This window comes from Paenibacillus sp. XP01 (assembly GCF_057364885.1).
The window spans coordinates 5530001-5545672 of the sequence record NZ_CP139481.1 but is presented as its reverse complement, the minus strand read 5'-3'; the positions used below and the strand labels follow the sequence as shown (position 1 = coordinate 5545672).

Genomic DNA, 15672 nt, shown 5'->3' with positions numbered 1-15672 from the left:
TATTCTCAAAGGGACTATAGACCTGACAGTCTCCCCGCCGGGCCAGGCTCGGAAGAGAATAATGGATGTTAGAGGGTGTTCGAACTGTTTAAGCTGCTGGGCAACAAAAGACTTTTTGTTTTGCTGGTGGGCCTTGTTACATTTATCGCGTTAATGGGCTTTACGCTCGGTCCGCGGACGGCGTTATCCTGGCCGGAAAAATTCCTGAAGGATTCCGTCGGTTTCGTACAATACGTATTTTACAAGCCCGCTTCCTATGTAGCGGGCTTTTTTAAGGATATAGCGAACATGAGTTCCGTTTATGAAGAGAATGAACGGCTTCGTATTGCCATGGGTCACTATACGCGGGATCGATTGAAATACAATGAGATGGAGCAGGTTAACGCAAGATACAAAGAACTTTTTCATTTCACGGAAGAACAAAGAAACCGTTATAACTACGATTATCGAATCGCACAGGTCATCAGTGCCAATGCCGATCCAAACAGCAGGACGATCAATATCGACATCGGAGAAAATGCAAACATCAAACCGGGAATGGCTGTGACCTCACAAGAAGGTCTCGTTGGTGTAATTAGTCATGTTAGTGCATACACGTCGACCGTCAATCTGTTGACTTCCCTGGATGCCAACGATCCCAACTCCAATGCCATCGCCGCTACGGCCGTGGGCAAGGAAGACAACGTATTCGGCATGATCGAAAGTTATGATCCCAAAACAGGCATGTTCAAGATGACCAAAATATCGGAAGAATCCAAAATTAAAGAAGGCGATGAAATCATTTCGTCCGGGATTATCAACAACTTCCCGAAATACATGCGTATCGGTAAAGTGAAAAGCATTGAAGTCGGGGAGTATGGACTGACGCGGACTGCAATGATTGAGCCTTATGCCAGCTTTCTGGATTGGAAAGAGCTGATGGTGGTTGTCCCTCCAGAGGTGAAAAAATAGTGGGCGCTCGCAAACAGGTTCTGTTTCTGTTGTTGTTCATTCTCTTCATTTTGGAAGGAACCGTGCTGCCGCTTCTGATTCCCTCTGCCTGGCAGATGCGGATTTCGGCTAATCTTGTGTATATCGTTATCCTTTTCTTCGCTGTCTATTACCACCGTCATACGGCGCTGGTGCTCGGGATATTATTCGGCTTGCTGCACGATGTCGTATTCTATGGCGAGATGATCGGCCCTTACGGATTCTCCATGGGATTGTCCGCCTATATGATGGGCCTCATTTTCCAGGCACCGCGCGCACCGCTTCCGGTAATGGTTACGGTCGTTTTTTTGGGAAGCCTTCTTAACGATACGATGCTGTTTTTCCTGTACAAGCTTTTTCGTCTGAATCATGTTACGTTTGATTGGGCGCTGATCGAGTACATGATTCCGAATTTGTTTGTTCATTTTGTGTTTGCTTTGATCATTTACGTGCCGCTTCGCAAGCAGCTGGAGAAGATTGCGAAGAAGCGCAGCAAACCAAAGGAAGCTTCTTAAACCATTTCTGGATAGGGAAGCAGGAACTTGAGGCGTCGGGCACGAAATGTAATGAGATGGGAGGGACAGGCTTATGACGGTCAAATCGAATCACGTGACGATAAAAGGCATCCGAGACGGCCTGGTTTTCTTGCTGGACGATCAATGTGAATTCGAGGATCTGCTCGTTGAGCTCCGCTATAAGCTGGAACATAGCCATCAAAATATTCTGACGGGTCCCATCGTTCATGTCGACGTCAAATTGGGCAAACGTGAGGTTACCCAGGACCAGAAAGAATCAATACTGAATATTTTGAGTCAAAAGGGCAACCTGCTCATTCGTTCCATCGACTCGCCCGACCTAAAACCAGAGGTGATAGGACCGCCGCCAATCGTAACGATGTGCGGCATGGTTCGTTCGGGCCAAGTGCTGCACCATGAAGGAAATCTGCTGTTTTTGGGAGATATCAATCCGGGAGGAACGGTTACGTGTACCGGTGATATATACATAATGGGTTCTCTTCGGGGCATGGCTCACGCGGGGATCGGCGGGGATGAGGAATCCATTATTGCGGCCTCGTTTTTTGCGCCGACGCAGTTGCGGATCGCTGACATCATCAGCCGTCCTCCCGATGAATGGGAGAGCCGCGAAGCCGGGATGGAATTTGCTTATTTGCAGGACAATCAGATGCAGATCGACAAAATGAGCAATATCGTTCGGTTACGCCGTGATTTTAATGTGTTTAAAGGAGTGTAGCTCATGGGAGAGGCGATCGTGATCACTTCGGGTAAAGGTGGCGTTGGCAAAACGACGACCTCGGCAAACATCGGAACGGCGCTGGCGCTGCTCGGGAAAAAGGTTTGTCTGGTCGATACGGATATCGGCCTTCGCAATCTGGATGTCGTAATGGGACTCGAAAACCGGATCATTTACGATTTGTGTGACGTTGCCGACGGCCGCTGCCGGCTGAATCAGGCTCTGGTTAAAGATAAACGCTTCGAACAATTATACATGCTGCCTGCAGCACAAACGAGAGATAAAAATTCCGTATCGCCTGAACAGGTGAAGGATATCATCCTTGAACTGAAAAAAGATTTTGAGTACGTTATTATTGATTGCCCGGCCGGGATTGAACAGGGATTCAAAAATGCGGTTGCCGGCGCAGACCAGGCTATCGTTGTTACGACGCCCGAGAATGCTGCCGTTCGCGATGCAGACCGGGTCATCGGATTGCTCGAAAGTTCCCATGTACAATCACCGAAGCTTGTGGTGAACCGTATACGCAACAATATGGTCAAGTCGGGGGATATGCTGGATATCGATGGTATTTTGCAGGTGCTTAACATTGATCTAATCGGGATCGTGCCCGATGACGAGCTGGTGATCAAGTCCGCCAATTCCGGCGAACCGACGGTCATGAACCCGGATTCGAATGCAGCGATTGCCTATCGCAATATTGCGCGTCGTATTCTCGGAGATACCGTTCCCTTGATGCAGATGGATCAAAAAAAGGGAGCATTCTCACGCTTTAAAAAGTTTTTCGGTATGGGTTAAGCGACAGATTTAGCTTGCCGATTCATGATTCCCTCAGACGAACAGCCGTGGCGGTAAGCGCGGCTTTTTCGGCTTCTCTTCTTTCTTTATTTACGCCGTTATTGTTGTGTCCCGAATTTGCTTTTCCTCCGAACATGCCTGCTCATATTATGGACAGACCCTTCATAGAATGTACCAAAGAAATGCGTTTGTGAATTGATCATCGCAAGCAGACAAGCCGTCTGTCATATGACGGAGGTTTTCTGGCGAAATCACAGGATGCGAATGGCGGTTAACGCAGAATCGCGGCATCCTGAACAAGCCTTGGCGGGAGGACATTCCATGGATACCAAACTGAGGGTGAAGCAGAGAAGGGAAGAGCGGATCAGGCGGCTGCTGGACGGAGCTGCGAAGGAGATCATGCAGGAGGAGCGGCCGGGATTCGTTCATAAGGAAGACAAAGCCAATCAGCGGCGCATACCGTCGATGTCTGATGATATACAGGACAAGCCTGGAGACCTTGCATCGTCGATGCAGGAACGGGAGCGCGATCCTGAGCTGTTATGGAAGCAGGAGAATGGGCGGTACGGACCGAATGGACACGTCCGCTTCCATTTTTTTAAATCATTGATGAAGCGAACGCTTGTCAGTGCAGTGCTGTTTGGAGCAGTCTGGGGAATGTTTCAATGGAATGCTTCCTGGACGGTATCTCCCAAAACGGCAGTAGCCGATGCATTGCATCGGGAGATGGATTTTGAGGCTGCAACGGCTTGGTATGAGAAGCACTTTGGGGGACACCCCTCATTTTTGCCGGTATTCGGGCATGCCGCGGATGCTGTCAACGGCGGGGAGGGAGTGCATTCGCTGCTGGGCAAGCCGATATCCGGAACCGTTGTGCAGCCTTTTGCGATGAGCATGAAAGGGATTGAGATCGTTCCTGATCTGGCCGGAGAAGATTCCGTGCGGGTGGTCAGCTCGGATGCAGGCAGGGTTCTGCAGGTGCTGGGGGACCCGGAGAGCGGCATTACGGTTGTTGTTCAGCATACGGGTGGCCTCACGGCCATTTACGGACGACTCGGAGAGAGCGATGTAGCGGTAAATGACTGGTTGGAAGCCGGAGGCGTCGTAGGAAGCTTGCCCGCAAGCCGGGGCGAACAGCCTGCATCGTTGTATTTTGCCATTAAGGAAGGCGACCAATATGTAGATCCGGCAGAAGTGGTTGCCCTTGATTAGGTTTTGGGGCGTGCGCATCACGATGCATCCGTTCTTTGTCATCATTATGCTGGCTTCCGTGCTGACAGGGCATTTTATCGAGCTGGTGACCTTGTTCGCCATCGTATTCATTCATGAATGCGGGCATGCGGCTGCAGCGGGCCTGCTGGGCTGCCGAGTCCTTTCGATTCAGATGCTTCCGTTCGGGGGCGTGGCTGTCATCGAGGATCGGGGGAATCTTACGGCGGGAAAGGAAATTCTGATCGCGCTCGCCGGTCCAATGCAGAATATGCTGATGGTAGGAGCTGCACTGCTAATACTGCAGTTGGGTGTGGGCGATCCTGAATTTATCCGGTACATCATCCAGGGAAACATGCTCATCGCTTTGTTCAACCTTCTACCCGTAATGCCGCTGGATGGCGGCAAAATCGTGCAGGCGCTTGTCAGCCTGTTTGCTCCTTATTACAGCACATTGATGTGGACGTATCGTATAGGCATCTTGTGCAGCCTGGGCATTAGTGGATATGCAATTAGCCGTTGGCTGGCTGCAGGAGACGGATTGCCTTTAAACCTGCTGCTGATCGGGGTGTTCCTGCTGTATTCGAATGTAACCGATTTTAGGAATGTTCCCTATCGATTTATCCGCTTTCTGATGAATAGGGAAGAAGTGTTTGTTCGTCATGCGACCGCTGGCAGTCTTGTGCAGCCGATAATCTCATTTCCGGCGAAACCTTTGGATACCATTTTGCGTCTATTAAAGAGAGAAAGATATCATATGATATACGTCATGAACAAAGAGGGCCGCATTATGGCCGTTCTGCCGGAACAGCGGCTTATCGGTTCTTATTTCAAGCAAAATACCGAAAAAAAATAGTTTTCGCTGGTTAACCGGCCGAAATCAAGGTTATACGGTTCATGTATGCATGCGTGCATGCATTGCTAACATACAGAAACGGATGTGGAAGAATTGAATGCTCTTCTTGAGGTGCAGCCATGAAACAAATGATCATACATAATGAACACAACCTCGTGCAAATGGCGCTACTGGAAGAAGGAAGGGTTGTAGAATTCGCGGCAGAGCATACCAATGACCGGGGACTGCTCGGCTCCTTTTTCAAGGGACGGATCGTGAATGTATTGCCGGGAATGCAGGCTGCTTTCGTCGATATCGGGCAGAAAAAAAACGCATTTCTGTACGTGGATGACCTGCTTCATCCACACCTGGAGAAACAGCCCAAGGTGAAGCCCTCCATCTCGGAGTTGGTCAAACCTGGACAGGATATTATTGTTCAGGTACTGAAAGAGCCGGTGGGCGGAAAAGGAGCGAGGGTGACGACGCATTATTCTTTGCCGGGACGCTGGTTAGTGTACATGCCCATGGCAGATTATGTGGCCGTATCCAAAAAGATTGCCCGCGAAGGGGACCGCTCCCGACTCAAGGCACTCGGTGAACAACTTCGGAACGGCGAAGAAGGGTTGATTATTCGTACCGTATCTGCCGAGAAGCATCAGGAGGCCATCCAGGCAGACCTTGAAGTTCTGCGCCAACAATGGCTAAATATTCTCCGAAAGGCCGAGGGGATGCCTTCTCCGAAACTTCTGCATCGTGATATTGGGCTGGTGCAGCGCATTATCCGGGATGTGTACACGCCTGGAAGCGATGAGGTCATTACCGACAGCCAGCCGAATGCCGATGCGATCGCCGCCCTGCTGGAAGAAATCGGACCGGGACATCGGCCTAAAGTGCAGGTTTACAGAGGGCAAGATCCGATTTTTGCGGCATACGGCGTGCAGGAGCAGCTGAAGCTTGATTTTGCGCGCAAAGTTTGGCTGCCGGGCGGAGGATATATCGTGATCGACCACACGGAAGCACTAACTGTGGTGGATGTAAATACCGGCAAATATACCGGTGCTGGCGGAGACCGACTGGAAGACACCGTCACTGAAACCAACATGCAGGCTGCAGTAGAAATTGCCCGCTTAATGCGGCTTCGTGACATTGGCGGCATGATTATCGTGGACTTCATCGATATGGAGGAAGAGGCGAATCGGCAGGAAGTGGCGGCCACGCTGGAGGCCCAGCTCAAAAAAGACAGAACGAAAGCATTCGTGATAGGTTGGACCAAGCTTGGCCTGCTTGAAATGACCCGCAAAAAGGTGCGTGAGGAAAGCACGCTCCCTTACGTGGAGGCATGCTCTTCCTGTCATGGAACGGGGAAAAGATATATTTCGCCGTTGCATTGATTTTTGCCGTGAGTAGTGCTATAATGTTCAGGTATGTGTTGAGCCGGTAGGTCTTGCACATGCTGTAACCGCACTGGCCGGGTACAAGAACAGCCCCGCGAGGTGGCTGACACCCGAGATCGGGCGAGTCTGAGACATGAGGAGGTGCAAGGCAAATGTACGCAATTATTGAAACAGGCGGCAAACAGTACAAAGTTCAAGAGGGCGATGTTCTGTTCATCGAGAAATTGGCTGCGAACGACGGCGAAAGCGTAACGTTCGATCGTGTCCTGGCTGTATCCAGCGAGCAAGGTCTGACTGCAGGAACTCCAGTTGTATCCGGAGCAACTGTAACAGCTAAGGTGGAGAAGCATGGTAAAGGTCAAAAGGTTGTTGTATACAAATACAAACCGAAAAAGAACTACCATGTGAAGCAAGGTCACCGTCAACCGTACACTAAAGTAATCATTGAGAAAATCAACGCGTAAGAAGGTGCGATAATTGATTATCGTTCAAATCTTTCGCAATGGTGAAGGCAGTATAGAGAAATTTTCGATCCAAGGGCATGCCAATTATGCCAAGCGGGGAGAAGATATCGTTTGTGCCGGAGTTTCTGCCGTTACGGTAGGTACGGTCAATTCCATTGAAGCGTTGACGGGTGTCGAAATGAATTCCAAGATGAAAAACGGTTTTCTGAGCGCCTCCATGCCAACGTTGAATAAGGATGAAGACGGGTCTCAGGTGCAATTATTGCTCGAATCCATGGTGATTATGCTCACTAGTATTGCAGAGTCATACGGGAAGTATATTAAAATAGAGCAGTTCAATAATTAAAGAAGGAGGTCAACCATCATGTTGAAATTAAATCTTCAGTTGTTCGCATCGAAAAAAGGTGTGGGTTCCACGAAGAACGGACGCGACAGCCGCTCCAAACGCCTTGGCGCTAAACGTGCTGACGGTCAAGCCGTGACTGGTGGAAGCATCCTGGTTCGTCAACGCGGAACCAAGATCCACCCAGGAACTAACGTGGGAATCGGCAAAGACGACACTTTGTTCGCCAAAGTGGACGGCGTTGTTAAATTCGAACGTTGGGGCCGTGACCGCAAAAAAGTTAGCGTCTATCCTGTAGATGTTGCTCCAGTAGCAGCTGCAGTAGAGGCGTAATATCGGCATTCTTCGCCAGAAAGCCTTCGGCATTTTTGCCGGAGGCTTTTTTGCGTGGATGTGCATTCGGTAATGAACTGGCAGATCAGACATGATATACTTGGTAACGGTGGGATAAACCAACCGAGTTTGGTAGAACGGGGAGAAGCCATGAAATCTTGGAAAAGAGTGCCGTGGATTGCGGCATGTTCACTTCTGATTCCTTTGGTTTTCATCATGCTGTATCCGGCGGCCGTATCGATCGTTGCATATGCATTGTGGTCCGTCGTTGTGCTGCTGGTTTCGCTAGCTGCGATGAGAAAGCAGGCGGATGCGGAGCGCAGAGCCATTATACAATCGTTGGAAGAAAGAGCGATATCGTCGCTGAATCATCACCGGCATGATTGGATGAACGACCTTCAGGTATTGTATGGATACCTTCGAATGGGCAAGCTTGATAAATCATTGCAATGTGTGGAAAGAATAAAAGAACGGGTTCAGGAGGAAAGCCGGATTTCCAAACTGGGCATTCCTTCACTCGTATTTTACCTTCAATCCTTCCGCGCGAGCGGGGCTGCGCTCGATTTGCACGTGGAAGTGGAGGAAAACCTGCAGCTTGGTGCTCTGGTCTCTCCCGAGGATGGCGAGTCACTAACATGCGCAATTGCGGATGCCATCCGTGCCTATCAGTATGGCGGCGGCCGGTCGTCTTGGGGAGAGGTTCGCAAACTGACCTTGAGCTTTGGACAGGATCACGGGGATGTCGTTGTGCGGCTGGACGGGGATCAGACGCCCGACCCGGAAACGATAAAACAGCTTGATGCCGTACTCAAAGGAAAGAAAGTCAGAACGGAGCAACTTCCGTCTGAAGATACGTTTATCCAATTCAGAATGTCGTGTGAGGTATAGGAAGGGGTAGCCATGTTTGTAGATAAAGCGAAGATATATGTCAAAGGCGGAGACGGTGGAGACGGGATTGTTTCCTTCCGCCGGGAAAAGTACGTACCTGAAGGAGGACCTGCAGGCGGTGACGGGGGAAAGGGCGGCGATGTGATCTTCCGCGTGGATGAAGGGCTTCGTACCCTGATGGACTTCCGTTACCAGCGCCATTTCAAAGCGAAACGCGGAGAAAAGGGCCGCAACAAAAGCCAGCATGGAGCCAATGCGGAAAATATGGTCGTGCGCATACCACCAGGTACAATCGTAATGGATGAAGATACCGGAGAAGTGCTTGCGGACCTTACACGTCATGGTCAGCAAGTTATCGTGGCTAAAGGTGGACGGGGAGGACGCGGCAACATTCGCTTCGCTACGCCGAACAACCCTGCGCCCGAACTTGCGGAAAATGGCGAGGAAGGCGAAGAGCGCTATATTGTGCTGGAACTGAAAGTGATGGCGGATGTTGGCCTGGTCGGTTTCCCGAGCGTGGGCAAATCGACGTTGTTGTCCGTCGTCTCGGCGGCGAAGCCGAAAATCGGGGCATATCATTTCACAACCATCACGCCAAATCTGGGCGTTGTAGCCGTGGATGAGGGCCGCAGCTTCGTGATGGCCGATTTGCCTGGACTCATTGAAGGAGCGCATGAGGGCATCGGGCTGGGGCATGAGTTTTTACGCCATGTCGAGCGTACCCGCATCATCATTCATGTGGTGGACATGTCCGGTTCCGAAGGACGCGATCCGTTTGAAGATTGGCAGAAGATCAACGAAGAATTGAAACAGTACAACCCGCTGCTTGCGGAAAGACCGCAGATCGTCGCGGCAAACAAAATGGATATGCCTGATTCGGAAGAAAATCTGGAACAATTCCTGAAACAGGTTCGCGAGGTCCAACCGGATATTGAAGTTATGGCGATATCTTCCCTCACGCGGAAGGGCATTTCAGAGTTGCTTTACCGTGCCGCCGATCTGCTGGATCAAGTGCCGGAAGAAGTCACGGTGGACGAAGTGGCCGAGGTATCCGAACGCAAGGTATACAGCTTGGACAAAAAAGAAGACGAAGGGTTCCGCATCGTGCGGGAAAACGATATCTTCGTTGTGCATAGCGCCAAGATTGATCGCATGATGAAGCGCATGCAATTGAATTCGCATGAAGCGATCCTCAAGCTTGCACGAACGCTGCGCCATATGGGCGTAGACGACGAACTGCGCAAGCGCGGGGCCGAAGAAGGCACCATTGTGCGCATTGGCGATTTCGAGTTCGAATTCGTGGAAAGCAGCAGTTATTATTAAAAGCTGTCTTTGCCGGAAGAAAGATGTAAAAAAACGCAGCGTGGCGGGATGTTCCCGCTGCCTGCGTTTTTTATGTTCTTGGGCGTGTATTGAATGAACATAGTCATTTTTAGTACATTACATACTTTGGGCCAACGTGCATACGGGGAGACGGTCGTTTTGAAAATGTGCGTGTTATGTATTGCCCTTTTTTCACATATCCGATATAATGTCCACTAAATAAAAACATGAGTCTTTGAGGAGAGGACGTTCATGAATGAACGCTATTACTTAGTACGAGAAGACATTTTGCCCGAGGCAGTCGTGAAGACGATGCAAGTGAAGGAACTGCTCGCTTCAGGGGATGTCAAAACGGTGCATGAGGCCGTGGAACAGGTAGGATTGAGCCGTAGTGCGTTTTATAAATACAAAGATGGAATTCATTTGATCAACCAACTCGAGCGCGAGAGAATCGTGACCATATCCATTGATCTGGAGCATCAGTCGGGCATCCTGTCCAAAGTATTGGGGCATGTGGCCGGCTATGGAGCCAATGTGCTTACCATTAACCAGAGTATCCCCCTCCAGGGAAGGGCCAACGTGGTGATTTCAGTCGAAACGTCGCATCTGCATGGCGAAATCGGGGAGATGCTGGAACGGATGCAGGAACTGCCTGGTGTTCGTCGTACGCGGATTGTAGGCCAAGGTTGATTGTATTACGGACTGCACGGGGCAACATGCAAAACTAGATTCGAAGGCAACGGATTCATCGCAGGTGGTTGGCAACCATCAACAGACATTAGGGGGAGATCGTTCGTGAAACCGGTAAAAGTGGGACTATTGGGTCTCGGAACAGTAGGGACAGGGGTTGTTCGTATTGTGGAAGGCAATCAGGAGGATCTCAGCAGCCAAGTGGGATCACCGATTGTCATTGAGAAAATCGCGGTGAAAAATACGGAAAAGGACCGTGTCATTCCTATTGACCGTGCCAAGCTGACGGAAAATCCCTGGGATGTCATCCGCCACCCGGATATCGATGTGATCGTAGAAGTGATGGGGGGGATCGATCGGACGAAAGAGTATATTCTGGAAGCTTTGGAGAGAGGCAAACATATCGTTACGGCCAATAAAGACCTGATGGCTCTGCATGGATCGGAAATTTTGGCAAAGGCACAGGAGAAGCAGTGCGACGTGTTCTATGAAGCGAGCGTGGCCGGAGGAATCCCGATTATCCGCACGCTGATCGAAGGCTTTTCTTCCGATCGGATTACCCGCATCATGGGGATCGTGAACGGAACGACGAACTATATTTTGAGCAAAATGAGCCAGGAAGGCGCTTCTTATGAGGAAGTGTTGGCCGAGGCGCAAGCGTTGGGATACGCTGAATCCGATCCTACGTCAGATGTCGAAGGACTGGATGCCGCACGCAAAATGGCCATCTTGGCAACGCTTGGATTTCGGACAAACGTGGAGCTCAAGGATGTCGCCGTAAAAGGCATTTCGTCGGTGACCCGTGAAGACATCATTTACGCCAAACGTTTGGGCTATGAAATGAAACTGCTCGGCATTGCCGACCGCGAGGGCGACGAGATCAGCATTAGCGTACAGCCGACGATGGTCAGACAGAATCATCCGATTGCCTCGGTCAACGGCGTATTCAATGCGGTTTATGTCCATGGCGAAGCCGTGGGTGAAACGATGTTTTACGGGGCGGGCGCAGGCGAATTGCCAACGGCAACTTCCGTTGTGGCTGACCTTGTGGCTGTGATCAAAAACTTGAAGCTGGGTGTCAACGGCCTTAAAGCTATCGTTCCCTATAAGCAGAAACGTTTGCAAAGCGACGAACAGATCGTATCCAAAAACTTTATTCTGCTGCATGTGGATGACAAAGCAGGTGTGTTGGCACAGATTACGCAAGTCTTTGCTGAATACAACGTTAGCCTTGCTTCGGTTGTTCAACAGCCGAATGAGCACAATCCGGATGCAGAGATCATTATCGTGACGCATAATGCAAGCAAGGCAAGCATGGATAAGGTGCTTAAGCATTTTGAATCCTTGAGTGTTATACGCCGAATCAAGAGCGTATATCGCGTAGAAGGTTAACGCGCGCGAATCACGAGGAACGGCGGTTGCTGCCGATGTAGAGCCTGATGGATCAGTGGACAACGGAATGGATATACGATTTTGAAAGCGTATCGGACCTTGCTGTGCGTTAAAGCATATTTGCTGAGCGCGCTTCAACCTTTTGGGCATCGTGAGTATACGAGCTGAAGCTCGAAAAGGCATTTTAAAGGCGGAGAGTCCGCGGTAGAGGCGTCCTGATCCATCATGGCTGCAAGATCCCAACGTTGCGATCCGGACGGTGGCATCCGAACCGTTGGTTGTTAAAGATAGCGAGAAAGCCGTAATGGCGGCAATCGAACGATTGGAGATGCAAACCGAATGAGCATGAATCAAAAAGTTGTTGTAAAGGTGCCTGCAAGCACGGCCAATCTGGGTCCCGGGTTTGATACTCTAGGCATGGCATTGTCATTATATGCATGGCTGGAAATGAAGCCGGCGGATAAGACCGTTTTCCATTTGCATGGGGATAATCTGAACGGTTTGCCATCCGACAAGACCAATTTGATCTATGAGGTTGCCCAAATGGTGTTCCGCGAAGCCGGGGTGCCTGTTCCGGAGCTGGAAGTCTCCATGTTCTCGGACATTCCGCTTACCCGCGGGTTAGGCAGCAGCGCTTCCGCCATCGTTGGCGCGCTTGCTGCGGCGAACGCTTTGATTGGGTCCCCCCTGACGGACGCTAAATTGTTTGATATGGCGACGTCGTTGGAGAAACATCCCGATAATGTTGGAGCCTCCCTGTATGGAGGGGTTGTTGTTGCAGCTTGGGACGGAACGCGGGTAGAACATATCCGAATCGAGCCTCATCAGGATCTGCAGGCACTTGTCGTTGTGCCCGATTTCCAGTTGTCCACCTCGAAAGCCCGTGATGTAGTTCCTGATCAATTCAGCAAAGGGGATCTGGTGTACAATGTGAGCCGATCTTCGCTGCTTGTTGCCGCTTTGGCCGGCGGACGTCTGGACATGATCCACGCAGCAATGAAGGATCGGGTGCATCAGCCTTACAGGGCATCGCTTGTGCCGGGCATGGCTGAGATTTTGGAGCATGCTGCGGATCACGGGGCTTTGGGCGCTGCGTTGAGCGGAGCCGGACCGACGGTACTGACGTTGGTGGACCGACATGATCCTCGCAAGACCGGTTTGGAGCAATATTTGTTGGATACAATGAAGCGCGAGGGCATTGCTGCTTCCGCGTTGTGGCTTGATCCTGACCTGGACGGGGTGACCGTGCTTTCAGATCAAGAAAACAGTCCTTTTCTGGACATCGTCAGAGGAGAAATCAACGCATGAAAAGAATCGCCGTGTTACCTGAAGGATCGGTTTCCCACGAGGCTATTGAATTTCTGTTTAATGGAGAACCGCTGGAATTGTACCATTCCAAATTGATTTCCGATGTGTTCCGCGCAACAGACAACGGAAAGACCCAATATAGCGTGATCCCTATCGAAAATACGATCGAAGGCTCGGTCAGCCTCCACATGGATTGGTTAGTCAATGAAGTCGATATCCCCATGCAAGCAGAATGGGTCTATCCTTCCATACAAAACGTGATCGGGCACGGGTCTGAATTTGCAACAGGCGACGGAGGGTATGATTTCGGCAAAATCACCAAAATCATGTCACACCCCGTTGCGATTCCGCAATGCCAAAACTTCATCCGTACTTATTCCCCTGAAGCAGATCTTGAAGGGGTGAACAGTACGGCCGAAGCGGTGGAATTGGTCAAAAAAAATCCGGGCAAAGGCTGGGCGGCCATCGGCACAAAGCTTGCGGCGAAGAAACACGGCCTGGACATCATGGCGGAACGGGTTACGGACCATGACAACAACTATACTCGCTTTGTGCTCATCGGCCATGAGCCGGTGCAAATTCCGCGGGAACCGGACCATGTCAAGACAAGTTTGCTCGTCACGCTTCCGGAGGATGCTCCAGGGGCGCTGCATCAGGTGTTATCGGCATTTGCATGGCGGAAGTTGAACCTTACCAGGCTGGAATCGCGTCCGACGAAAAAAAGGCTGGGGAGTTACTACTTTTACATTGATGTAGAAGAGACGGTAGACTCCGTGCTATTAACGGCGGCCATGGCCGAAATCGAGGCTTTGAATTGCCAGGTGCGTGTTCTTGGAAGCTACCCTTGTTATACCTATCCTTCGTTGAAGACGACCTGAGGGCCGGGTTGAGATTTGTTGAAGGTTGTCATGCGTATGGGTGAAAATTCACGTCCTGACTGCTTTTTGTTGTACAATAGAGGAGTTGGACGGAGTATTCGGAGCAGTGATTTTGAAATATAACGGAGGTGCAATGATTATGTCAGAGCAGTGGATTTATTTGGACGGTCAATTTGTAACCAAGGAGAATGCAACCATATCCGTGTACGATCACGGTTTTTTATACGGGGATGGCATTTTTGAAGGAATCCGCATTTACAATGGCAATATTTTCAGATGCAAGGCCCATTTGGACCGTTTGTACGATTCCGCCAAATCCATTGCGTTGAACATTCCGTTGTCGTATGACGAAATGCTTGATGCTGTGGCTGAAACCGTGCGCCGCAACGAGATGCGCAATGGATATATCCGTTTGATTGTATCGCGTGGAGCAGGTAATTTGGGGTTGGATCCGACGCGTTGTCCGAAAGCTTCCGTGATTATCATCGTGGAGCAGCTCGCAATTTATCCGGAGGAAGCTTATTTGACGGGGTTAAAGGCCGTGTCCGTATCACAACGACGCAATATCCCGGACGCGCTGAATCCGAAAATCAAATCCCTGAACTACCTGAACAACGTATTGGTTAAAATCCAATCCAATTATGCGGGTGTTGACGAAGCGATTATGTTGAACTCCCAGGGGTACGTGACCGAGGGATCGAGTGACAACATTTTTATCGTGAAAAACAGTGTTGTTTACACGCCTCCTTGTTATCTGGGAGCTCTGGAGGGGATTACACGTCAAGCTATTATCGACCTTTGCGGCGAACTTGGATTCGAGTTGAAAGAGACTCCGTTCACGCTGCATGACGTGTATGTTGCGGACGAGGTGTTCTTCACGGGGACTGCTGCTGAAGTCATTGCGGCATACGAAGTGGATGGAAGAACCATCGGTGCAGGTGTAGCCGGCCCTGTGACACTGAGGCTGCTTGAAGCGTTCCGTCAAATCGTTGACAAAGACGGCCATAAAGTGTGGGAAGCTTAAGTTTTAATATCTGATTTTGTAGTAAGAGATCCTTTTTGCCTAATGACAGAATGGGTATGCAAATGCATGCCGATTCCGGGGCGGGAAGGATTTTTTTTGCGTTATTGATGTCATCAGGGCGGTTGCTGCATAGGATGTATTAACAATATGGGCGATTGTACAGCCCAAGTATCGCCTAGGAGGTTTGTTTCTAGTGAAAATACACATGGTGAAAAAGGGCGACACCCTGTATTTGCTTTCCAAAAAGTATAATGTGTCGCTTGAAAAAATTATTGCGGCGAATCCGCAAATCGCTGATCCTGACAAATTGGACGTTGGCATGAAGGTCAAAATTCCTGCTGAGCCCGTGACGCCAAATCTGGATGGGGTGCTGCATAGTCACAAGGTGCAGCAGGGGGATACGTTATGGAAGCTCTCGCAAGCTTGGGGAGTTCCATTGAAGAGTATGCTCGAAGCAAATCCGCAGCTTAAAAATCCCAATGCACTCCTTGTCGGTGAAACGGTGTATATTCCTTCGGTACAAGGTCAAGGAGGGGCTGCGACTGGCAACAATGCATCCAATAGTGCAGCCGA

General features: G+C 50.3%; 18 protein-coding genes (1 of these 18 running past the window's edge). All 18 read left to right on the top strand.

All coding sequences use genetic code 11. The annotated features are described in order from the left end of the window. Window positions 1–75: 75 nt before the first annotated feature. Window positions 76–951, top strand: a complete 876-nt coding sequence (gene mreC, locus SNR34_RS25000) for a rod shape-determining protein MreC (RefSeq protein WP_236414409.1) — start codon at window positions 76–78, stop codon at window positions 949–951. After that, window positions 951–1484 carry a rod shape-determining protein MreD gene (locus SNR34_RS24995; protein WP_236414408.1) on the top strand — a complete coding sequence of 178 codons (534 nt, stop codon included), beginning with the start codon at window positions 951–953 and terminating at the stop codon, window positions 1482–1484. Before mreC ends, SNR34_RS24995 begins: the two co-directional genes overlap by 1 nt. A gap of 73 nt (window positions 1485–1557) precedes the next feature. Next, window positions 1558–2220: a septum site-determining protein MinC gene (gene minC / locus SNR34_RS24990; protein WP_236414407.1), complete on the top strand. Its 663-nt coding sequence runs from the start codon at window positions 1558–1560 to the stop codon at window positions 2218–2220. 3 nt (window positions 2221–2223) lie between these two features. Further along, window positions 2224–3018, top strand: coding sequence for a septum site-determining protein MinD (gene minD, locus SNR34_RS24985; RefSeq protein ID WP_236414406.1), 795 nt, complete (start codon window positions 2224–2226; stop codon window positions 3016–3018). A gap of 321 nt (window positions 3019–3339) precedes the next feature. Next, complete coding sequence (locus tag SNR34_RS24980) at window positions 3340–4230, top strand: peptidoglycan DD-metalloendopeptidase family protein (RefSeq protein ID WP_343261589.1); 891 nt, start codon at window positions 3340–3342, stop codon at window positions 4228–4230. After that, window positions 4223–5083 (top strand): M50 family metallopeptidase, encoded by an 861-nt coding sequence (locus SNR34_RS24975; RefSeq protein ID WP_343261588.1) that lies wholly within the window; start codon window positions 4223–4225, stop codon window positions 5081–5083. Before SNR34_RS24980 ends, SNR34_RS24975 begins: the two co-directional genes overlap by 8 nt. A gap of 119 nt (window positions 5084–5202) precedes the next feature. Then, complete coding sequence (locus SNR34_RS24970; protein ID WP_236414401.1) at window positions 5203–6453, top strand: Rne/Rng family ribonuclease; 1251 nt, start codon at window positions 5203–5205, stop codon at window positions 6451–6453. Window positions 6454–6608: 155 nt separating this feature from the next. Continuing rightward, window positions 6609–6920: a 50S ribosomal protein L21 gene (gene rplU, locus SNR34_RS24965; RefSeq protein ID WP_236414399.1), complete on the top strand. Its 312-nt coding sequence runs from the start codon at window positions 6609–6611 to the stop codon at window positions 6918–6920. Window positions 6921–6933: 13 nt separating this feature from the next. Beyond that, window positions 6934–7266: a ribosomal-processing cysteine protease Prp gene (locus SNR34_RS24960; protein WP_236414397.1), complete on the top strand. Its 333-nt coding sequence runs from the start codon at window positions 6934–6936 to the stop codon at window positions 7264–7266. An 18-nt stretch (window positions 7267–7284) separates the two neighbouring features. Next, entirely contained in the window at window positions 7285–7596 is a 312-nt protein-coding gene (gene rpmA, locus SNR34_RS24955) for a 50S ribosomal protein L27 (RefSeq protein ID WP_236414395.1), read from the top strand. 150 nt (window positions 7597–7746) lie between these two features. After that, window positions 7747–8484, top strand: a complete 738-nt coding sequence (locus SNR34_RS24950) for a Spo0B domain-containing protein (protein ID WP_236414394.1) — start codon at window positions 7747–7749, stop codon at window positions 8482–8484. Window positions 8485–8496: 12 nt separating this feature from the next. Beyond that, window positions 8497–9807 (top strand): GTPase ObgE, encoded by a 1311-nt coding sequence (obgE, locus tag SNR34_RS24945; protein WP_236414392.1) that lies wholly within the window; start codon window positions 8497–8499, stop codon window positions 9805–9807. Between the two features lie 252 nt (window positions 9808–10059). Continuing rightward, a complete protein-coding gene (locus tag SNR34_RS24940; protein ID WP_236414391.1) occupies window positions 10060–10497 on the top strand; it encodes an ACT domain-containing protein in 438 nt (145 codons plus the stop codon). A 105-nt stretch (window positions 10498–10602) separates the two neighbouring features. Next, window positions 10603–11889 (top strand): homoserine dehydrogenase, encoded by a 1287-nt coding sequence (locus SNR34_RS24935; RefSeq protein WP_486180439.1) that lies wholly within the window; start codon window positions 10603–10605, stop codon window positions 11887–11889. A 339-nt stretch (window positions 11890–12228) separates the two neighbouring features. Beyond that, window positions 12229–13197, top strand: a complete 969-nt coding sequence (thrB, locus tag SNR34_RS24930; protein ID WP_236414386.1) for a homoserine kinase — start codon at window positions 12229–12231, stop codon at window positions 13195–13197. Beyond that, window positions 13194–14075: a prephenate dehydratase gene (gene pheA, locus SNR34_RS24925; RefSeq protein ID WP_236414384.1), complete on the top strand. Its 882-nt coding sequence runs from the start codon at window positions 13194–13196 to the stop codon at window positions 14073–14075. The genes thrB and pheA overlap by 4 nt, the downstream gene beginning before the upstream one ends. A gap of 139 nt (window positions 14076–14214) precedes the next feature. Further along, window positions 14215–15099: a branched-chain-amino-acid transaminase gene (ilvE, locus tag SNR34_RS24920; protein ID WP_486180438.1), complete on the top strand. Its 885-nt coding sequence runs from the start codon at window positions 14215–14217 to the stop codon at window positions 15097–15099. 193 nt (window positions 15100–15292) lie between these two features. After that, window positions 15293–15672, top strand: partial view of a LysM peptidoglycan-binding domain-containing protein gene (locus tag SNR34_RS24915; RefSeq protein ID WP_486180437.1) — the 5' portion only. The gene runs 1228 nt beyond the window's last position; only the first 380 of its 1608 coding nucleotides appear in the window; it begins with the start codon at window positions 15293–15295; its stop codon lies beyond the right edge, outside the window.